Source organism: Ureibacillus thermosphaericus (genome assembly GCF_002370195.2).
GTDB lineage: Bacteria > Bacillota > Bacilli > Bacillales_A > Planococcaceae > Ureibacillus > Ureibacillus thermosphaericus.
Genome location: NZ_AP018335.1, coordinates 3,195,034 through 3,213,473, shown reverse-complemented (window position 1 = coordinate 3,213,473; position 18,440 = coordinate 3,195,034). Strand labels below are relative to the sequence as shown.

Genomic DNA, 18,440 nt, shown 5'->3' with positions numbered 1-18,440 from the left:
CGATGAAAACTACGGTTACTCGGGAAATTATCCGAATTGAAAACGGCGAAAAACAGCAAGTCACGGATTTAATTGTTTCGGAATATGCACTCACTGTAAAGGTCAACCAACAGGAAATCGTGACAATGGTTTGCACGCCGGAATATGTGGAAGATATGGTCATTGGCTATCTCGTTTCAGAGCGCATTCTTCATTACAAAGATATTGAGGATATTTGGCATCAGGAAGAAGAGGGCTTTGTGCATATTAAAGCAAGGAAAGTGAACCCTTTTGTCCAACGACTGCAAAATAAACGGTATTTGACTTCTTGCTGCGGGATGAGCCGGCAAGGATTTGTCTTTGCAAGCGATGCATTGGCTTCTAAAAATTTGGAAGATGTGAAACTTAGCATCGCTCCGGAAGATTGTTTTCGATTGATGAAGGAAATGCAAGATTCTGCGCAAGTTTTTAAACAGACGGGCGGCGTCCACAATGCCGCACTTTGCGATGTAAAAGGCATTGTCATCAGCCGCATGGATATTGGGAGACACAATGCCCTTGATAAAATATATGGCTATTGTTTGCGAAATAACATCCCGGTAAAAGATAAAATCATTGTTTTCAGCGGGCGCATTTCCTCCGAGATTTTAATGAAAGTGTCTAAAATCGGCTGTGCAATGGTTTTATCGAAATCTGCTCCTACAGAATTGGCCCTTAATTTAGCAGAACAGCTGGGCATCACAACGGTCGGATTCATCCGCAATGAGTCGATGAATATTTACACCCATCCAGAAAGAATCCGGCTAACGAAAGAAGGCGATTGACTATTACAATGCTACAAGACCAATTGAAAAGACCTTTGCGGGATTTGCGAATATCGGTGACAGACCGATGCAATTTCCGCTGCCAATATTGCATGCCTGCCGAAATTTTCGGCCCGGATTATCCTTTTTTGAAATCGGAGCAGCTGCTTACTTTTGATGAAATCGAACGGCTCGTCAAGATTTTTGTGTCGCTGGGTGTGAAAAAAATTCGGTTTACAGGGGGAGAGCCTTTGTTGCGCCCCCGTTTATCGGAATTGATAGAACGTATTGCCGCTATTAGTGGAGTGGAGGATTTGGCCCTTACAACGAACGGCAGCTTGTTGAAAAAGCATGCGGAGGATTTGGCAAAGGCGGGGCTGAAAAGAGTTTCAGTCAGCCTAGATTCGCTGGATGAAGGCCGTTTTTCGGAAATAAACGGCCATCGGGGCAGTGTGAAGGCTGTTTTAGAAGGCATTGAAAAAGCCCATGAAGCAGGCTTAAAAGTGAAAGTCAATATGGTGGTAAAAAGGGGAGCCAATGAGGAAGATATTGTCGCCATGGCAAAATTTTTCAAAGAGAGAAAGCAAATTCTCCGTTTTATTGAATATATGGATGTGGGCAACACCAATGGATGGAAATTGGATGAAGTTGTCACAAAACAAGAGATTCTTGAACAATTGAACGATGTGTTTCCTTTAAAACCCATTAAGCCCAATTACCGAGGGGAAGTGGCAAAACGTTATCAGTATCTAGATGGAGATGGGGAAATCGGGGTTATTTCATCGGTTACAGAGCCTTTTTGCGCAACTTGTACCCGGGCTAGGCTGTCGGCTGAAGGAAAAATGTATACTTGTTTATTTGCTTCAAGCGGCACGGATTTGCGGAGTTTGTTAAGGAATGGCGCGGATGATGAAACCATCCAGCATTGTGTAATTAACGTGTGGGAAAACCGGAAAGACCGCTATTCCGAAGAACGCAATCAATATACAAAGAACAAGCCGAAAGTGGAAATGTCCCATATCGGAGGATAAAAGAAAAAGCGGCATTCGCCGATCTATACATGATGCACGAACGTTCCGCTTTTTCCTCCTGTTTTTTGGACAAGATAAATATCTTTAATGACCATCCTTTTATCAACAGCTTTGCACATATCATAAAAAGTGAGGGCCGCCACACTTACAGCCGTTAATGCCTCCATTTCAACGCCGGTTTTTCCGGTGCATTTTACCGTTGCTTGGATATGCAATTCGTAGCCGCTTTTCGATTTCGTATATTCAAATTCAAAATCAATGCCTTGCAACATGATTGGGTGGCACATTGGAATAAGGTCCGGCGTTTTTTTCGCCCCCATAATTCCGGCAATTTGCGCCACTTGCAATGGGTCGCCTTTTTTGATTCCTCCCTTTTGTATGGCTTCGTACAATTCATCGGATAAGGTAATTATGCCGCGTGCGATGGCTGTACGCTTTGTTGTATCTTTTTCGGAAATATCGACCATTTTCGGACGACCTTCTTCATTCCAATGGGAAAAATTACGCATCATTTTTTCTCCTTTTTTAGAATTTCCAGCAAATCTTGTTGGGTATTAATATTGGCAAAGGTTTGGCATTCCTCATCAAATTTAACATAGCAAACCTTCAGCTCCTTTAAAAAGTCTTTCATGCTTCTTTTATGTTGTTGAATGACAGAATCAAGTATCGGCAAAGTTCTACGCCGATAAATGGCAGCAAGGGGCTGGATTTTTGAATTTTGCTTTGGGACGATGGCTTCATACCGGTCATCGATTTTGTTTAGCATTTTGCGGATAAAATCTGCGTCTATAAAAGGCATATCGCTTGCCAGCACAACAAACCAATCAACATCAGGAAAATGTTGCATGACGTTTTGGAGTGCAACTAAAGGCCCTTGATGCAGTGTTGTTTCAATATGGAACACCACATTTTCTTCCGCAAAATTTGGCTGTAGTTCGGCATTGGTTGCGATGATGATAGGATGCAAAGAATTTCCTTGCAAAGCTTTTAAACTTTTTTTATACAAAGGTTCTTCTTCAAAGATTTCAAACATTTTTGGGCGGCCGAATCTCGATGATTGACCTCCTGCTAAGACAACCCCTGCCATGTTCATTGGCGGTTCAGCTCGCTCACAAAATGTTGCACCGTTGGGAGAATAAGTTTGGTCATGGCAAGCGTTACGGCATTTTGGGAGCCTGGCAATAAATAGATGGCTGTTTGATTTCTGCATCCCGCTGTGGCACGGCTAAACATCGCTTTTGCTCCGATTTCTTCATAGCTTAAGTAGCGGAACAATTCCCCGAAGCCAGTCATTTCTTTCTCCAAAAGTGGAACAATCGTTTCGTAAGTTTGGTCCCTTGGTGTAAAGCCGGTGCCCCCTGTCACGATAATGGCATTGATGCTTTCATGTTCGCACCAGTTTTGAATGTGGCTTGCGATTTCTGAAGGCTCATCTTTGACGATTTGGTAATCTGCAACGTGAAAAGAAGCCCCTTCAAGCAATGATTTGATTTTTTGTCCGCTGAGGTCATCGTCTTTTGTACGTGTGTCGCTTACCGTTAAGATAGCGGCATGGATAGGAATTTGTTTTGTAAGGTGCAATAGTAGCCCTCCTTTGGTACATTTCTATTTTTAGGAAATTATAGTTTATCATAATAGTTGAAGCAAATTTTTGTAAAGGAAAGATGGGTCATGATGAGTGATCGATATTCAAGACAACAATTATTTCGCCCCATTGGAGAAAAAGGACAGGAGATGCTGAAGCAAAAACACGTCCTGATTGTAGGCATTGGTGCATTGGGCAGCGCATCGGCAGAAGCCTTAGCAAGAGCCGGCGTCGGGAAACTTACCTTGGTGGACCGGGATTATGTGGAGTGGAGCAATTTGCAAAGGCAGCAATTGTACACGGAGCAGGATGCAGAGGAGAAACTGCCTAAAGCGATTGCAGCAAAAAACCGGCTTCAAGCAATCAACTCAAGCATTGAAGTAAAAGGGTATGTACTTGACGCTTTCTCCGAACCATTTGCGGAACTCTTAAAAGATGTGGATGTAATTTTGGATGCAACGGATAATTTTGATGTCCGCTATTTAATCAATGACCTTTCCCAAAAATATTACATTCCTTGGATTTATGGTTCCTGTGTGGGAAGCTACGGTGCCACTTACACCATCTTTCCCGGAAAAACCCCTTGCCTTCGCTGTTTGCAAAAGGTCATTACGAATACAGGGCTCACTTGCGACACGATTGGCATCATTAGCCCAGCGGTTCAAATTACCGCAGCCTATCAAGTGGCAGAGGTGTTGAAAATTTTAGTGGGTGATGAAGAGGCGCTGAGAAAGACGTATTTACTCTTTGATGTATGGAAAAATCAGCATTATGAAATCAATGTGGAAAAAATGCAGAATGAGGATTGTCCTTCATGCGGGATGCATCCGACGTTTCCGTTTTTATCTTATGAATCTCAAACGAAATTGGAAGTATTGTGCGGTCGGGATGCGGTGCAAATTCGTCCGGCAAAACCCCTTTCTTATTCTTTGGACGAACTTGCCCATCGCCTGCAAAATTACGGGAGAATCCAAAGAAATCCATTTTTAATTTCATGTCTAATGGAAAATGTTCGAGTGGTGATTTTCAAAGATGGACGCGTCATGATTCATGGCATTCAAGAAATTGAAAAAGCGAAAAGCATTTATTATCGATTATTAGGATAAAGAAGGTGTGTTAAGTTGTTGGAAAAAAGAAATCCCATACCAGTAGGGGAAGCGGTTCGTAGGGTAATGGAATTTGCCTTTGAAGCGAAGAAAGAAGTTGTGCCTTTAACGAAAGCGCATGGCCGTTTTTTAGCGGAAGATATTGCGGCAGATATAGATGTTCCAGCCTTTGACCGCTCTCCTTATGACGGTTTTGCAATCCGTTCTATCGATAGTAAGGGTGCAAGCAGGGACAATCCCGTAATTTTTAAAGTCGTGGGGGAAATTGGTGCAGGATATGTCTTTGAGGGAACGGTGGGCAAGCAAGAAGCGGTAAGAATTATGACGGGCGCTCCGATTCCTAAAGGATGCGATGCTGTGGTGATGCTAGAGTTGACCCAGGAATTTGAAGAAAATGGCCAAAGTTTTATGTCCATTAAACGTCCTTTTGAAGCAGGAACGAATATTTCTTATCGCGGCGAGGAAGTTCGAAAGGGAGAGGCACTCATCGAAAAAGGAGAGTTCATTAACCCTGGAGTGATTGCGTTGCTTGCAACCTTTGGGGTGTCGGATGTGCCTGTTTTCCGAAAACCGGTTGTTGGCGTGATTGCAACAGGCAGCGAACTGGTGGAGCCGGGGGAAGCTTTGCAGCCGGGAAAAATCCGCAACAGCAATGCTTATATGATGATGGCTCAAGTGGAGCGGGCAGGGGGTACGGCAATGTATTTAGGCAAGTTGAAAGATGACCTTGAAGAATGCATTGATGCTGTTTTGAAAGCGATGCAAGAAGTGGATTTATTAATCACTACTGGCGGCGTATCTGTGGGCGATTTTGACAATGTGCCTGCGATTTATGAAGCAATCGGCGCAAAAGTATTGTTTAATAAAGTGGCGATGCGGCCGGGAAGCGTGACAACGGTGGCTGTGAAGGATGAGAAGCTATTGTTTGGGCTTTCCGGAAATCCATCCGCCTGCTACGTTGGATTTGAACTGTTCGTTCGTCCAATTCTTCGGAAAGCATTTGGCTCTAAACGCCCGCACCTAAAAAGAGCCCAGGCCATCTTAGGGGCGGACTTTCCAAAACCAAATCCTTTTACCCGTTTTGTGAGAGGAACAGCTTTTCATGAAAATGGGACATTAAAAGCCATTCCTTCCGGGTTTGATAAATCAAGTGCTGTTTCTTCTTTAGCAAAAGCCAATGCTTTCATTGTACTCCCAAGGGGTTCCAGGGGATATGAAAAGGGAATGCAGGTGGATGTATTGTTGCTTGATGACCAAGAAGGAAGTGAGTGGCCTTGGGACGATATCGTAAAATCTTACAAATTGTAGGGTATTCTGGCAGCGGAAAAACTACGTTGATGGAAAATCTTATTTCCCAAGCAGCTGCTCAAGGTTTGCGCGTTGGTGCAATTAAACACCACGGGCATGGAGGCATCCCAGAGGAATTCTCTAAAGACAACGTTCGCCATGAACAAGCAGGAGCCTGTGTTGCAGCAGTGGAAGGGCACGGTACATTGCGTTTAAGCATTCATCAGGAGAGCTGGACATTGGATGAAATATTAATGATGTATGATTTGTTTAATCTCGATCTCATTTTGATAGAAGGCTATAAACAGGAACGATTCAGGAAAGTGATTCTTTTGCGAAGTCCAGAGGAGATGGAGCTGCTTGAAAAGTTGTCCAATATTTTATGCGTCATCCACTGGCCAACTTGTGTAATAGAGAAAAAGATGGATTATCCTGTTTTCTCCATTGACGAAGAGGAACGGTACATAAAATTTTTGATGGAAGAATGGAGGGGAAATCATGGAAACGTCATTGTTTGAAATTATTGAACATCCCATTGATGTTGAAGAGGTCAGAAAGAAAGTGGTAAACCGCAATGCCGGCGCAATCACCTTATTTGTCGGAACTGTGCGTGAAATGACCAATGGGAAAAAGACGTTATTTTTGGAATATCAAGCATATCCGGAAATGGCGGTAAAAATGTTTGAACAGATTGCAAAAGAAATTAAGGAACGCTGGCCGGAAGCGAAAATCGCCATTACCCATCGAGTGGGCCGGTTGGAAATTACAGAAATTGCTGTAGTCATTGCCGTATCTTCCCCCCACAGGAAAGCAGCATATGAAGCGAATGAATATGCCATTGAGCGACTTAAACAAATTGTGCCAATCTGGAAAAAAGAGCATTGGGAAGACGGCAGCGAATGGATTGGCGATCAATTGGAAAATGTGCCATATGCGGAAGGAAAACCACGATTCTGAGAGGTGAACAAGGATGATTAAGGTATTGTTATTTGCCCACTTGCAAGAAGCCGTTGGACAATCAAAGGTCATGGTAGAGCTAGAGGGCTGCACAGTACAAGATGTGAAGAAATGGATGGAGAAGGAATATCCTCAACTTTCTTTGGAGCAAATGATGGCTGCAGTGAATGAAGAATTTGTCACAGATGATGCAGTCGTAAAAGATGGCGATACCCTTGCCTTCATTCCGCCGATTAGCGGAGGGTGAACTTGAAGCAAATAAAAAGGAGGCCTCTTAAATTTTAGAGCCTCCTTTTATTTTTCAATTGAACCACTAAAAGTAGTGCGAAGGAAAGCAGGAAGATGGATATGCACCACATCCAAGCCCAAGCCATATTGCCTGATTCGATGGCAATATAAATGGCGGTTGGGATAGTTTGCGTTTCTCCCGGAATATTTCCAGCAAACATCAACGTTGCCCCAAATTCCCCCAACGCCCGGGCAAAGCTTAATATGCTTCCGGAGATGAGCGATTTTGAAGCAAGGGGGATAGAAATATACAAGAAAATTCTCCATTCGCTTGCCCCGTCAATTCTTGCGGCATCTTCAATATCTTTGTCGATGGCTTCAAATCCTGCTTTTGCGGATTGATACATTAAAGGGAAAGCGACGACCACCGCTGCAATTACCGCTGCATACCAAGTGAAAATGACGGGCTGCTGAAATAACCACTCTAAAAATTGTCCCACTGGGCTGTTTTTCCCAAAAATCACAATAAGGAAAAAGCCGACAACGGTTGGAGGAAGCACCATCGGAAGCAGAAGAAACGTTTCTAGCAGAACTTTCCCTCTAAAATTTTTCCGCGAGAGCAACCTTCCGGCAATCGTTCCAAAGACGATTACAATCATTCCTGCAATGGCAGCCGTTTTAATCGATAGCCAAACCGGAGTCCAAAATTCTTTATTTAACAGTAAATCCATAGGCTTCAAACACCTTTATTGCATTTTCGCTTTGCAAATATTGATAAAAGGATTTGGCTGCATCATAATTTTGTGATTCCTTGATGACCCCAACAGGATACATTATTGGCGCATGGATGCTTTCATCTGCTGTTGCTGCAATTTTGACTTTATCGGAAACTAATGCATCCGTTTTATAAACAATGCCTGCATCCACATTGCCCGTCTCCACATAGGACAACACTTGTCGGACATCTTTTGCATACACCAATTTGGATTCCACAGCTTCCCATAAATTCATCCGTTCAAGGGTTTCTTTTGCGTATAGGCCGGCTGGGACAGTTTCAGGCGTTCCAATGGACATTTTATGGATTTCTTCAGCTGCAAGGTCTTCAAAACGTTTAATGGAAGAATTGTTTTTGGGAACAATTAATGCAAGTTCATTTCCAAGCAGGTTGGTACCTTCTTCTATAATGCCTTTTTCAACAAGTTCGTTATAGGGCTCTATTGCCGCAGAGAAGAATAAATCGACAGGCGCCCCTTGAAGGATTTGCTGCTTAAGAGAACCAGAAGAGCCGTAATTGAAGGTTAAGGAAACATCCGGATGTTCCTTTTCGTAGTGCTGTTTTATTTCATCTAAAGCATCCTTTAAACTAGCTGCTGCGGATACCGTAAGTTTAACCTCTTTACTTTCCTGGTCGGAGTTCGAACATGCTGCAAGAATGAAAGAACATAACAAAATTGTCGTGAACATGCACAATTTTTTCATCAACAATTACCCCAGTCTTTAAAAAATCCGATTTTTTGTTTGGCTTTCAAAAAAATGTATTTTCTCTAAATCTATTGATAAGGTGTGAGGTTGTCCAGCTTGAACATTCGCTGTTGGTTTCAATCGGGCGGTGAAGGGCTGCTCTCCTAATTTGAAGTGGACAAGAACTTCAGCACCTAAAGATTCAACGATTTCTGCTTTTGCTTGGAAACTGATGCCTCTTTTTGGATTGAATGAAAAATCTTCCGGCCGAATTCCGATGATGATTTCTTGCTGATTGTAATCTTCTAAAAGAGTCAATTGACTTTCTAATAGAGGAATTGAAAGGGAGTCGATTTGAATTTTTCCGTTATTTATGATGCCGTTGAAAAAGTTCATGCTTGGTGAGCCGATGAACCCTGCCACAAATACATTTTTTGGCCGATTGTATATTTCCTGCGGTGTTCCGATTTGTTGGATAGTTCCTTGATTCATGACGACAAGGCGAGTAGCCATCGTCATAGCTTCAGCTTGGTCATGGGTTACATAAAGGGTTGTTGTTTTTAGGTGTTGATGGATTTGAATGAGCTCTTTTCGCATTTTTATGCGTAGTTGAGCATCTAAGTTGGAAAGGGGTTCATCCATTAACAAAAGGTTGGCATCCCGGATAATGGCCCGTCCAATGGCTATGCGCTGCAGCTGCCCTCCTGAAAGTTCATTAGGCTTTCGTTTTAATAAATCTTCAATATGCAAAAGTTTAGCAATATTTTGGATGCGAGATTCAATTTCCTCTTTTGGGGTTTTCCGGCTTTTTAATCCGAAGGCCAAATTGTGGTAAACATTCATATGGGGATAAAGGGCAAAATTTTGAAAGACAAAGGAAACATTGCGTTCCTTTGGTGAAAGATGATTGATGCATTGCCCATCCATGATAATTTGTCCGTGGGAAGGCTCCTCCAACCCTGCAATAAGTCGCAATAGAGTCGATTTACCGCAGCCGGAAGGACCAACAATCACAATAAATTCCTGATCTTGAATCTCAAAATTGACATCCTTAATAGCATCGAATTGGTGATAGGCTTTGTGCAGATGCTCTAATTTTAACTTGACCATGTTACTCATCCTTTGGAGGTTGGAATGAATAGTTACAAAGATTGTATAATAATTAATGACGAATTTAAAGGAAAAAATTGTTAATTATTTGTTTTAGTCCAAAGAAATCGGATTTATGTAATGGTTTTTTCTGAGGCAATTTTGTTAATATAACTTTAGTAAAAAGAACGCAGGAGGAAATCCATGATTATACGACCGAAGCATTTAAACAAAGGAGATACAGTTGGAGTGATTGCCCTTAGCAATCCGATGGATGTAGAAAGTTTGCAAAATCCTTTATCGATCTTTAGTGAAATGGGATTACAATACAAATTAGGACAAACCATCGGACTTTCTGGAAAGTACTTGGCAGGAACAGATGAAGAGCGGGTGCAGGATTTGCATCAAATGATTATCGATCCGGAGGTAAAGGCGATTTTTTGCGTGACAGACGGATATGGTGCTGCAAGAATAGCTGATCAAATTGACTATCCATTGCTTGCTGAACATCCTAAAATTTTTTGGGGATGTTCAGATATCACGTTTTTACATATTGCCTTTCATCAGTTTTCCAATGTGGCAACCTTCCACGGACCTGCTCTTTCAAAAATTGCAGATGAACAATCGAAAAAAATGCTTTACCAATTATTTGCACCTTACGAAATTTTTTATGATGAAAGCCTTTCGCCGCTTGTGAGCATTATTCCTGGCGCGGTTCAGGGAGAAATTATCGGCGGGAACTTGCGAAGAATTGTGGATACCCTTGGCACAAAATTTGAAATTAATACGCTTGGAAAAATTTTGCTTTTGGAAGAAGCAGATTTGCAGATTGAAGAAATCGACCGTTTGCTGAATCAGTTGAGGCTTGCAGGAAAGTTAAAAGAAGCAAGCGGCTTTGCAATTGGAAGTGTTGGTAAGGAAGACATATTAGCTTTATTCAAGGAATATTTATCCCCATATAAAAAGCCAGCAGTAGCGGGATTCAACATTGGGCATTCGAAGCCAAACATCGGTATTCCACTAGGGGTTGAAGTGATTTTGGATGCGGATGAGAAATTGCTGCGGCTCTTGCCAGGAGTGGAATAAGCGTTAGAGGTGAGTTACATGGATTGGCTAAAAATACTGTCTTTGATTTGTATCGCACTCGGATTTATTATAGGTATTTACGGTTTGAAGAAAAGATCTATATGACCATTATTTCAGGGATTTCCTTTTTACTAATTCCGATTTTCTTTTCATTTGGATGGTATGGATTTATTTTATTCTTTCCTCCGTTAGTGTTTGTTTTTTCCAATAACAAATCGAAAAAGTAGAAGGCTGGATAATCGCCGGCTTTAGCAAAATAATCGCCAAAGCGTAAAAGTTAATCGCCACCTAGGATAAGATAATCGCCAAACGAAAAAAAATAGAGCTTTAGAAGAAATCGCCAATCGAAAAAGCCTTGCCCAAAGAAAAAGGCTGTTTAGAAAGAAAAATCTTCCTAAACAGCCTATTGTTATAACGGCTGCACCAAAAAAACTAGGTATCTTGTTTGACTTCCTTTGCGTTAGTTGGTCATTGGTTAAAAGTGATCAAGTGACAGGTCAACGGTAATCGGTTTACCAACTATCGATTCAAACACCATTGCAGCCGTTACACCCCGGGGAGGACTCTCACCGCCCCTAGGCATTAGAAATATTTAGAATCATCAAATTCAATATGAATTTCATAGTTTTTCGCGTTGATTAAATTTGAAAGGCTATGAGCTTCTTTTTCAAGCTGGATGGCCCGTTCCCGGTATTCTCGAGGTTCATATGTTGCAATTTGATAAAGCACCGTTCCTTCGCCAGTCGTTGTATAAATTTTTTCTTTCTCTGTATTCCCTAAATCTTTATACAAACTTGATTCTGCTCTCAGTTGTTTCGCCAATTCAATGGCCTCTACAATTGGCATTTTTTCCCCTTTGAACTCAATCGCATGGTCAATGTTTGCCCGATAGATGAGTCTATCCAATGTCCGCACATCTTTCCGTATTTCTGCGAGTTCCGCTTCAATTTCCGATAAAGCTCTGCCGGATTGTTTTGGGGTTTCTCCTTTTTCTACAATCACATGGGCGTTGTTGTGCATCTCATACACCAATTCTTGAATTTTTTGGTTCTTTGTCAAATGGTGTTGGTGAATAAATTTTAGTGACATTATTTGGTAATATGTAATCGGATGGCTTAGGGGAAATTCGAGGTTCCCCTAAGCTGTTTTTATTTTCGCTAAGTTTTGGGTAATGAATATTCGGTTTCTAAAGTGATAGAAGGATCGATAACCGAAAGAAATGCGTTTAATCACTTTGATTTTGTTATGAATCCCCTCTAAAATGCCGTTATTATAATCGTACTTTAGCGTATTCTCGACGTAATTGATGTATTTGTTGATTGTCTTGATGGCGGTTTTCATATAGCTGGAAACGATATTTTGTTTATTCTCTAATGTTTTCTTTAGGAGCTCAAAGTCTTTGATTTTTATGCAATGTTGCACGTATTGGTATAACTCATAGGACGCTTTTAATTCAGAATCTAAATCAATGAGATAGTGGAGAATCTCCACCTCACACATATGCTTTTTAAAGCAACGATGATATGTATAGTTCTTATAATCAAGTTTTGTTTGATCTTTCAGAAGGAGCTTCCAGTATGTTTTCAATTTATTGTAATTCTTTTTATCCCGATTCATGACGTTGATGCGCGTTTTGTTTAATGCTCTGCTAAATAGTTGGAGGATATGGAATTTGTCGAGTATGATTTCCGCTTTAGGGAAAACTTCGTGAATTAAGGAAATATAAGGGCTGTACATATCGATGACAATCGTTTTTACCGCATCTCTCGCCTTCTTGGAATACCGTAAGAAATACTCTTTGAGGACATGTAATCTCCGGTCCTCCACGATATCCACAATCTCCCCCGTTTCAGAGTCGCAGAAAATAAAGGACATCGCTCCAGCTGCGGATTTCACTGATTTAAACTCATCAAAACACAAATGCTTTGGAAGGTAGTGAACATTTGGTTGATAATAGCTATAAAAGCTGTCAATGACACGACTGACAGTGGCATGAGAAACATTATGTTTCATCGCAATATCTTTTTCGGATATTTTATCTTTGGCGTTTAAAGCAATCGCTACTTTAGTATTGTTGGAAATACAACAGTTTTTAGCCACGACGCTCGTTTTTAAAGTAAACGTGGAATGACAATGTTTACAGAAATAACGCTGTTTACGCAATTTTAAGTAGGTATGAAAACCTGAAATGCTAGGCATTTTAATGAGAGACGTTTTAAAACCGTGTTTAATGATTTGAACATCAAAGACATGTCCACAAGCATAACAAGCTTTTGGTTGGTAAGTTAATTGGCCATAAAAGACTTTTGATTGGACCCCTTTAATGAGTTCTTCTGCACAAAAATTTTCATCAAATGTGATATTTTTGTCTTTTATATTGAGTAGGTTTCGTATAGAATGATGGTGAGACATGTGACACAACTCCTTTGGAAAATGTGTTTTGGCGATTACATTTTACCAGAGTTTTGTCACTGTCTCATTTTTTTGTTCAAAAAAATTGGTGCTGGTTTATACTCACCAACACCAAATATTATAGAGCCGGAAAAGGAAAAACTTTTCACCGTGGCTCTTTTTTATTACCCTTGGGCAAATAGACTATTGAAAAAATAAGGGAACAAAATCTATAATTACTAAAAGTTCACATTTCGTCTGGAAGGGATGGGGGAAAGTGAAAATCCGTGCGTTCATTTTGGCCGTTGTTGCAATGTTGCTTGTTGCTTGCAGCGATGGGGAGAAGACAACGAAAAATATGATTCAGCAAAAAGATTTTTCCGATGGGGATCACTTGTTAAAGGCGGTGGTGGGCGATAAAAGCTTTTATTATGAATACTCCGCGGAAAAAGGGAAATTTTTAAGAGTATGGGTTGAACGGTATGAATATGGGAAGTTGGCTGAGAAGGCTGGTGGCGTTGGAATTGGAATGACGGAAGATGCCAAGGGGGAAATGTTATTCTGCTTTCTGGAAGATTCCGAATGGGACAATTTTTACTTGCGCAAAGTGATCACAGATGAATCGGGCTATGCCATTTCAAACAGTCAAATTCCCAAACCGGACGAAAAGCTGGGTGCGGGAACATGGGGTCCGGTCATTAACGACAAAATGGAATTTACCGAAGACATGGTGTTGGGATATATGGCGTTTTTTGAAGCGGATGACGGAAATTCTGTGAGTTTCAGAACAAACGTGACAGACCCGAAAGAATTCATTGAAGAAAATGGGGATGTTCCTCTTCTTTACTTGATTCGGGCTTCTTTGTCGGACGAAGATGAATGGGATTGGAACAATGAAACAGGAAAGGAATGACGGAATGAAACCTTCAGAAAAGACGTTGAGAATTTGCGAAAAAGGGCACCGTTTTTATAAGAGCAGCGATTGCAACAGCTGCCCTGTTTGCGAGGCGGAACGGAAACCAAAGGAAGGCTTCCTTGCCAGTTTATCCGCCCCGGCAAGAAGAGCGTTGGAAGGGAAAGGCATCACATCGGTGGAAGAACTCTCGGACTACACGGAAAAGGAAATCATGTCCCTTCACGGCGTGGGGAAAACCGCGCTTGTGAGAATGAAAGAGGCATTGGACGAAGCGGGATTGAGGTTCAAAGAAGAATGAAACAGACTGCCTTACGGATTTTTTGAAACTTTTTGCAATGTTTGGGCGTAAATAAATGAAATAATTTCCGATTGAGGTGGATCAGAATGAAAAAATATCTTGTATTTATCATCAGTTTCATTCTTCTTTATGCCGTTTTCCAACTTTTCTCCGGTTTCATTTTGACAATCCTTAATACGCCAAACTTCTCAACCGGGGCTTCAACTCAAACGGTCACATTCGGTGAGACTTCCAAGTGGTCGTTTCTGTTAATGACGATCGCTGCATCCGTCGCCTTTTTTGTATCCACAAAATTTCAGAGAGGTTGAAGACATTTGGAACTTTTTCAATTAAAGAAATCCATTTCCACACTAAACGAACAGGAAGCAAAAAGCCTGCTGCATTTACTGTTGATACGTTCGGAATACGGAGATTTTCCGGAATTTGTGCGGTCTGTAAAAGAAGCGCTTATGAAAAGAATGGAGACACCGGCCGGGAAAAATGTGCATACCGTACATATTGTATTTGGTAGCTCCGCGGCAGGCAGCTTGAGATATGCTTTTCGGGATACACCATACGAACAAACGGAGGAAATCATCGAAGTGCCAGATAACTTGGCGGAAGGTCCAATACATCATCTTCACACTGCGGAAGGGTTTGAGCGACGGTATCAGTGGTTGAAGGAAAACTACCGGTGGGAAAAGGACCAAGCAGAGTGGTACAAAAACAACATGCAACAAGCCTTTGAAAAGATCCGTTCGATTCCTCCGGAGCAGCGGGTGGTCATTTGGACTGGTGAAAATGCCAGTGAAGGGACGGGCCTTCGATTTTCGCTCTACTTATTGAAGGAAAAAACGAATGAAATGTCTGTTTTGAATACGTATGATGCCTATCGCAAGTTTTACAATGGAATGCATGAAGATTTTCCTCGGCATACGGGAGAGTTGTCCCCTGAGCAGTTGCTCCTTTTTTATGAACTTGGGGAGCTTGAGGAATTGACGGAAGAACAGCGACAGGCTTATGCGAAAGAAGGGGAAGAATGCTTGCATTCCGATGCAGTGTTGCGGACTTACAATAAAGGCCAAATTTTCGGTGCGGAAAACCATCGGGATGATGCATTGATCATCGGAAAGATGAAGAACCTACAGGGCAATAAGAAATTCATTAAAGCAGCAAGAGTCATTGGAGAGGTGCTTGGCCACCTGGATCAATATACAAGCGATGAATGGATTGAGTATCGCTTGCGCCAGTTAATTGCACAAGGAAAAGTGGAGTATCAAGGTGAACTCCGCGAAATGAGATTTTATGAAGTGAAATTGAAGGAAGCATTCGTTCAATAGGGCATGTTAAGACATGCCTTTTTTATTTTTGATGTAACTTTTTTCCGCGTTAAACGTGGATATAGTGAAAGGAGGGCGTGAGAGTGAAGCGATGAATTTGGAGCAAATGTATGTTTTACATGTTCAAGATGTGTATCGATATATTTTTTCTCTCTGCAGAAATCAGGACTTGGCTCAAGATATCGTGCAGGAAACCTTCTATCGCGCCTTCCTGTATCTTGAAAGTTACAAAGAGGAGCAAATCCGGCCCTGGTTGTTTAAAGTGGCCTATCATACGTTTATTGATTGGATTCGGAAAGAGAAGCGGTTGACCTATGTGGGCGATATGACAACGGTTCATCCAAAAGTGACCGAAGCAACAGAGGATACGGTCATGAACCGGCAACATATCCATGAATGGCTGGCGCTTATTGATACTTTGCCGGTTCATAAGAGAAACCTCATTCTTTTAAGGGATTATTACCAATTTTCTTACCAGGAAATTGCGGAAATCCTCGGGATGCCCATTTCAAATGTAAAGGTGGCGATTTTCCGAATCAGAAAACAGCTGCGAACGAAAATGAAGGGGAGTGAGAAGGATGCGTTGCGAGGAAGTCAGAAAAAAACTTGAGGATTATCTTAACGGAACGTGCACAAATGAAGAAGAACTGGCCATAGAAGAACATTTGCAAACTTGCGAAGAATGCGAACGGGAAATGGAAGAACATATCAATCAGAAGAAGATATCGGCAAAGGATTGGAATGTTCCGGAGCTATCTTACATAGAACAGCGCAAAATTGTGCGCAAGGCGAAATGGAAAAATCGACTTTCCACTGCATTTACCGTTTTTGGCCTCTTCTTTATCATCAGCATTGGGTCGGCAATCGTTACGGGACTTTATTATAAAAATACCGGGTTGACAGCCAATCGGGTGATTCAAACGGCGATTCAAATGACGCTGCCCAATGTGTATAGTGATGGCGCAGGAACGAGTACGAATTTTTATTTTAACGCGGATATACAGGGGGATCTTCAGAAAAGTGTGGGCAGCGAAGAACGATATATCGGAAAATACCATGGAAAAATGATATTGAATTATTTGAACGGAATATCGAAGGAATGGGTGGACGGCCGATATGATTTAAGCTTAATTTTCCATTATCCACTTGGTTTCCTCAATGGCGCTTATGAAGAAAATCTTGAGGTTTATCGTCTTGGCGATGAGACTTGGGAAGCGTTGAATAAGTTGCCGGAAGGGACGGTTTCAGAGATAGCGGTCAGTTTGGATGGGGTTTATACCTTTGATGAAGTAAAAAGGCTGTTCAAGGATTATGATATCGATATTGTTTGGTATGCCATTGATACGGGTACGGCAAGGGACAATGATACGATTGATGTCAGTATAGGCGAAGATTTGTGGGGCATTCATGAATACGCTTGGTACAAACTGTTAGGTGATGATGAATCCGATAAGGCCACAAAAGAAGATGCCTTTAAAAAAGGACTGGCATTTTTGGCGGAACATGCAACTTGGGCAAAACGCGTCATTTGGGATTTTGATCAAGAATCCATTAAGGAAATGCTGGATTATGTGGACGAACATGGCGTGAAATGCTATGGGGTTGTGTTGACGGGGCCGACAAAAGAGTTGGCAAAACTCGCTGACAATGAACATATTACCTATGCCGCTTTAGGGGAAGTGGATTTTTGGAACTGGACCGGAAAACAGACCGGCGGCGCACTTTATAATTGAATGTGCCTGCCATTTCATGAATTCCGCTCCTTGCGTAAACAATAATAATGAGGGGGGAGAACATGAAAACAGCCGTTTTTTTGGATCGGGATGGCGTCATCAATGAAGTGTTAACAGAACGGGTGAAATTTGTAAACAAGCCGAAAGATCTTCATTTTTTGCCGGGTGTACCGGAAGCGATCCGCAAATTGAATGAGCATTTTGATTATATTTTTGTTGTCACGAATCAGGGGGGAGTAGGCCTTGGGTTTATGAAGGAATCCCAGCTTCAAAAGGTGCATGAGCATATGGTGAATGAATTGAAAAAACACGGAGCCATTATCCATGATATCGCTTATTGCCCCCATAAACCAAAAGCGGGATGCGCCTGCCGCAAACCGGGTTCCAAAATGATTGAAGATTTGGCTGAAAAATATCAAGTGGATGTGTCCAACTCTTACATGGTGGGCGATACGGATACGGACATTCAAGCAGGGAAAAAAGCGGGAACGAAGACGGTTTTTATCGGTGAAGAGGATCCTTTGGCCGATGCGGCATTTCCTGATTTGCAAAGTGCGGCGGATTGGATCATCAAGGATGCCCAAAAAAATGATTGTTAAGCTGCAAGGATATTGCGGAAAGCTGCAGATAATTTGCTACCCACTGCAAATACTTGGCTCAAACCGGCAAGTATTTGCAACTAGTCGTGCGCCCGGCATGTACATGAACTATAGGGTGTAAGTCCCGAACCCCGAAGACAGAAGTAGAGGTTAGCCAAGAGCAAGGGTGTCCGTGGTGACGCGGAATCTGAAGGAAGCTGGAGGCAAAACACCGGTCCGAGGAACACGAACCTCATATAAGGCTAGGTATGATTGAGTGAGTTTGCGAAACAAAACAAAGCTCTTTCTGTCGAAGGTCATATCGAGTAGATGAGGCGGATAGATGGTGTGAAAGTGCATGTACTTACCCGGGGAGGTCTGGTGGATAGGTGAAGTACGCTTCATAACCTACTTAGTGATAAGTAGCTGAACCGTCAGAAGTCAGCAGAGGTCATAGTATTAGTTGGTCTAGAACAACTAAGAAGGACCGAACAATTAAGAGAGAATAGCCCTTGGCATTCAGTGAGTCATGATGAAAACAGAAAACGTAGTACCTCACTTGAGGAAGGAAGCGGTGAATCCCGTGGGGGACC

The 18,440-nt window shown here is 41.9% G+C and carries 22 protein-coding genes; 14 read left to right on the top strand and 8 right to left on the bottom strand.

The genetic code is table 11. The features are described 5' to 3' along the window. Nucleotides 1-2 precede the first annotated feature (2 nt). Nucleotides 3-803 (top strand): formate dehydrogenase accessory sulfurtransferase FdhD, encoded by an 801-nt coding sequence (gene fdhD, locus UtA1_RS15570; protein WP_096552058.1) that lies wholly within the window; start codon nucleotides 3-5, stop codon nucleotides 801-803. An 8-nt stretch (nucleotides 804-811) separates the two neighbouring features. Continuing rightward, nucleotides 812-1,813: a GTP 3',8-cyclase MoaA gene (moaA, locus tag UtA1_RS15565; RefSeq protein WP_096552580.1), complete on the top strand. Its 1,002-nt coding sequence runs from the start codon at nucleotides 812-814 to the stop codon at nucleotides 1,811-1,813. A gap of 23 nt (nucleotides 1,814-1,836) precedes the next feature. On the opposite strand, the gene moaC is transcribed toward moaA, so the two are convergent. The 3 genes from moaC to UtA1_RS15550 are packed head-to-tail and all read right to left on the bottom strand — an operon-like array spanning nucleotide 1,837 to nucleotide 3,394. Beyond that, entirely contained in the window at nucleotides 1,837-2,322 is a 486-nt protein-coding gene (moaC, locus tag UtA1_RS15560; RefSeq protein ID WP_096552056.1) for a cyclic pyranopterin monophosphate synthase MoaC, read from the bottom strand. Then, the gene (mobA, locus tag UtA1_RS15555) at nucleotides 2,322-2,846 is read right to left on the bottom strand and encodes a molybdenum cofactor guanylyltransferase (RefSeq protein ID WP_232019864.1); all 525 of its coding nucleotides are present in this window, start codon (nucleotides 2,844-2,846) and stop codon (nucleotides 2,322-2,324) included. The genes moaC and mobA overlap by 1 nt, the downstream gene beginning before the upstream one ends. A 56-nt stretch (nucleotides 2,847-2,902) precedes the next feature. Further along, entirely contained in the window at nucleotides 2,903-3,394 is a 492-nt protein-coding gene (locus tag UtA1_RS15550; protein WP_096552052.1) for a MogA/MoaB family molybdenum cofactor biosynthesis protein, read from the bottom strand. A gap of 93 nt (nucleotides 3,395-3,487) precedes the next feature. Between UtA1_RS15550 and UtA1_RS15545 the strand changes: the two genes are divergently transcribed. Genes UtA1_RS15545 through moaD form a run of 5 tightly spaced genes read left to right on the top strand, consistent with a single transcriptional unit; the run spans nucleotide 3,488 to nucleotide 6,995 of the window. Next, nucleotides 3,488-4,504 carry a MoeB/ThiF family adenylyltransferase gene (locus tag UtA1_RS15545; RefSeq protein WP_096552578.1) on the top strand — a complete coding sequence of 339 codons (1,017 nt, stop codon included), beginning with the start codon at nucleotides 3,488-3,490 and terminating at the stop codon, nucleotides 4,502-4,504. 15 nt (nucleotides 4,505-4,519) lie between these two features. Then, nucleotides 4,520-5,812 (top strand): molybdopterin molybdotransferase MoeA, encoded by a 1,293-nt coding sequence (locus tag UtA1_RS15540; RefSeq protein ID WP_096552050.1) that lies wholly within the window; start codon nucleotides 4,520-4,522, stop codon nucleotides 5,810-5,812. Next, complete coding sequence (gene mobB / locus UtA1_RS15535; RefSeq protein ID WP_096552048.1) at nucleotides 5,773-6,309, top strand: molybdopterin-guanine dinucleotide biosynthesis protein B; 537 nt, start codon at nucleotides 5,773-5,775, stop codon at nucleotides 6,307-6,309. Before UtA1_RS15540 ends, mobB begins: the two co-directional genes overlap by 40 nt. Then, nucleotides 6,290-6,748, top strand: a complete 459-nt coding sequence (locus UtA1_RS15530) for a molybdenum cofactor biosynthesis protein MoaE (protein ID WP_096552046.1) — start codon at nucleotides 6,290-6,292, stop codon at nucleotides 6,746-6,748. The genes mobB and UtA1_RS15530 overlap by 20 nt, the downstream gene beginning before the upstream one ends. 13 nt (nucleotides 6,749-6,761) lie before the next feature. Beyond that, nucleotides 6,762-6,995, top strand: coding sequence for a molybdopterin converting factor subunit 1 (moaD, locus tag UtA1_RS15525; protein ID WP_096552044.1), 234 nt, complete (start codon nucleotides 6,762-6,764; stop codon nucleotides 6,993-6,995). A 34-nt stretch (nucleotides 6,996-7,029) separates the two neighbouring features. Here the strand turns inward: moaD and modB are convergent, their stop codons facing one another. From modB to UtA1_RS15510, 3 genes are read right to left on the bottom strand one after another with little or no spacing between them, the layout of a single operon-like run. Next, entirely contained in the window at nucleotides 7,030-7,707 is a 678-nt protein-coding gene (modB, locus tag UtA1_RS15520; protein WP_096552042.1) for a molybdate ABC transporter permease subunit, read from the bottom strand. Then, entirely contained in the window at nucleotides 7,688-8,455 is a 768-nt protein-coding gene (gene modA, locus UtA1_RS15515; RefSeq protein WP_096552040.1) for a molybdate ABC transporter substrate-binding protein, read from the bottom strand. Before modA ends, modB begins: the two co-directional genes overlap by 20 nt. An 18-nt stretch (nucleotides 8,456-8,473) precedes the next feature. Continuing rightward, the gene (locus UtA1_RS15510; protein WP_096552038.1) at nucleotides 8,474-9,547 is read right to left on the bottom strand and encodes an ABC transporter ATP-binding protein; all 1,074 of its coding nucleotides are present in this window, start codon (nucleotides 9,545-9,547) and stop codon (nucleotides 8,474-8,476) included. A 183-nt stretch (nucleotides 9,548-9,730) separates the two neighbouring features. On the opposite strand from UtA1_RS15510, the gene UtA1_RS15505 reads away from it, so the two are divergent. Next, nucleotides 9,731-10,612 (top strand): S66 peptidase family protein, encoded by an 882-nt coding sequence (locus tag UtA1_RS15505; protein ID WP_096552036.1) that lies wholly within the window; start codon nucleotides 9,731-9,733, stop codon nucleotides 10,610-10,612. Between the two features lie 582 nt (nucleotides 10,613-11,194). Here UtA1_RS15505 and UtA1_RS15500 read toward each other — a convergent pair. Both UtA1_RS15500 and UtA1_RS15495 read right to left on the bottom strand, forming a co-directional pair. Next, nucleotides 11,195-11,632 carry a hypothetical protein gene (locus tag UtA1_RS15500; protein WP_232019863.1) on the bottom strand — a complete coding sequence of 146 codons (438 nt, stop codon included), beginning with the start codon at nucleotides 11,630-11,632 and terminating at the stop codon, nucleotides 11,195-11,197. Nucleotides 11,633-11,749: 117 nt separating this feature from the next. Next, nucleotides 11,750-13,024, bottom strand: a complete 1,275-nt coding sequence (locus UtA1_RS15495) for an ISL3 family transposase (RefSeq protein WP_096552032.1) — start codon at nucleotides 13,022-13,024, stop codon at nucleotides 11,750-11,752. A 256-nt stretch (nucleotides 13,025-13,280) separates the two neighbouring features. Between UtA1_RS15495 and UtA1_RS15490 the strand changes: the two genes are divergently transcribed. The 6 genes from UtA1_RS15490 (at nucleotide 13,281) to UtA1_RS15460 (ending at nucleotide 17,868) form a co-directional block, all read left to right on the top strand. Further along, nucleotides 13,281-13,916 carry a hypothetical protein gene (locus tag UtA1_RS15490; protein WP_096552028.1) on the top strand — a complete coding sequence of 212 codons (636 nt, stop codon included), beginning with the start codon at nucleotides 13,281-13,283 and terminating at the stop codon, nucleotides 13,914-13,916. 4 nt (nucleotides 13,917-13,920) lie between these two features. Beyond that, nucleotides 13,921-14,217: an RNA polymerase alpha subunit C-terminal domain-containing protein gene (locus UtA1_RS15485; RefSeq protein ID WP_096552576.1), complete on the top strand. Its 297-nt coding sequence runs from the start codon at nucleotides 13,921-13,923 to the stop codon at nucleotides 14,215-14,217. A 314-nt stretch (nucleotides 14,218-14,531) separates the two neighbouring features. Then, nucleotides 14,532-15,536 (top strand): DUF1835 domain-containing protein, encoded by a 1,005-nt coding sequence (locus UtA1_RS15475; protein ID WP_096552024.1) that lies wholly within the window; start codon nucleotides 14,532-14,534, stop codon nucleotides 15,534-15,536. A gap of 64 nt (nucleotides 15,537-15,600) precedes the next feature. Further along, a complete protein-coding gene (locus UtA1_RS15470) occupies nucleotides 15,601-16,146 on the top strand; it encodes an RNA polymerase sigma factor (protein WP_145986161.1) in 546 nt (181 codons plus the stop codon). Beyond that, complete coding sequence (locus UtA1_RS15465; protein WP_096552020.1) at nucleotides 16,115-17,269, top strand: anti-sigma factor; 1,155 nt, start codon at nucleotides 16,115-16,117, stop codon at nucleotides 17,267-17,269. The genes UtA1_RS15470 and UtA1_RS15465 overlap by 32 nt, the downstream gene beginning before the upstream one ends. A 62-nt stretch (nucleotides 17,270-17,331) precedes the next feature. Then, nucleotides 17,332-17,868 carry a D-glycero-alpha-D-manno-heptose-1,7-bisphosphate 7-phosphatase gene (locus UtA1_RS15460; RefSeq protein ID WP_096552018.1) on the top strand — a complete coding sequence of 179 codons (537 nt, stop codon included), beginning with the start codon at nucleotides 17,332-17,334 and terminating at the stop codon, nucleotides 17,866-17,868. Nucleotides 17,869-18,440: the final 572 nt, after the last annotated feature.

What these genes read in the sequence shown, in the direction of transcription:
- moaA (WP_096552580.1), top strand. Translation starts at nt 812, where the DNA reads ATGCTACAAGACCAATTGAAAAGACCTTTGCGGGATTTGCGAATATCG.
- modA (WP_096552040.1), bottom strand. Translation starts at nt 8,455, where the DNA reads ATGAAAAAATTGTGCATGTTCACGACAATTTTGTTATGTTCTTTCATT.
- UtA1_RS15465 (WP_096552020.1), top strand. Translation starts at nt 16,115, where the DNA reads ATGCGTTGCGAGGAAGTCAGAAAAAAACTTGAGGATTATCTTAACGGA.
- moaD (WP_096552044.1), top strand. Translation starts at nt 6,762, where the DNA reads ATGATTAAGGTATTGTTATTTGCCCACTTGCAAGAAGCCGTTGGACAA.
- moaC (WP_096552056.1), bottom strand. Translation starts at nt 2,322, where the DNA reads ATGCGTAATTTTTCCCATTGGAATGAAGAAGGTCGTCCGAAAATGGTC.
- UtA1_RS15500 (WP_232019863.1), bottom strand. Translation starts at nt 11,632, where the DNA reads ATGCACAACAACGCCCATGTGATTGTAGAAAAAGGAGAAACCCCAAAA.
- mobA (WP_232019864.1), bottom strand. Translation starts at nt 2,846, where the DNA reads ATGTTTGAAATCTTTGAAGAAGAACCTTTGTATAAAAAAAGTTTAAAA.
- modB (WP_096552042.1), bottom strand. Translation starts at nt 7,707, where the DNA reads ATGGATTTACTGTTAAATAAAGAATTTTGGACTCCGGTTTGGCTATCG.
- UtA1_RS15460 (WP_096552018.1), top strand. Translation starts at nt 17,332, where the DNA reads ATGAAAACAGCCGTTTTTTTGGATCGGGATGGCGTCATCAATGAAGTG.
- UtA1_RS15485 (WP_096552576.1), top strand. Translation starts at nt 13,921, where the DNA reads ATGAAACCTTCAGAAAAGACGTTGAGAATTTGCGAAAAAGGGCACCGT.
- fdhD (WP_096552058.1), top strand. Translation starts at nt 3, where the DNA reads ATGAAAACTACGGTTACTCGGGAAATTATCCGAATTGAAAACGGCGAA.
- UtA1_RS15510 (WP_096552038.1), bottom strand. Translation starts at nt 9,547, where the DNA reads ATGGTCAAGTTAAAATTAGAGCATCTGCACAAAGCCTATCACCAATTC.
- UtA1_RS15505 (WP_096552036.1), top strand. Translation starts at nt 9,731, where the DNA reads ATGATTATACGACCGAAGCATTTAAACAAAGGAGATACAGTTGGAGTG.
- UtA1_RS15530 (WP_096552046.1), top strand. Translation starts at nt 6,290, where the DNA reads ATGGAAACGTCATTGTTTGAAATTATTGAACATCCCATTGATGTTGAA.
- UtA1_RS15495 (WP_096552032.1), bottom strand. Translation starts at nt 13,024, where the DNA reads ATGTCTCACCATCATTCTATACGAAACCTACTCAATATAAAAGACAAA.
- UtA1_RS15545 (WP_096552578.1), top strand. Translation starts at nt 3,488, where the DNA reads ATGAGTGATCGATATTCAAGACAACAATTATTTCGCCCCATTGGAGAA.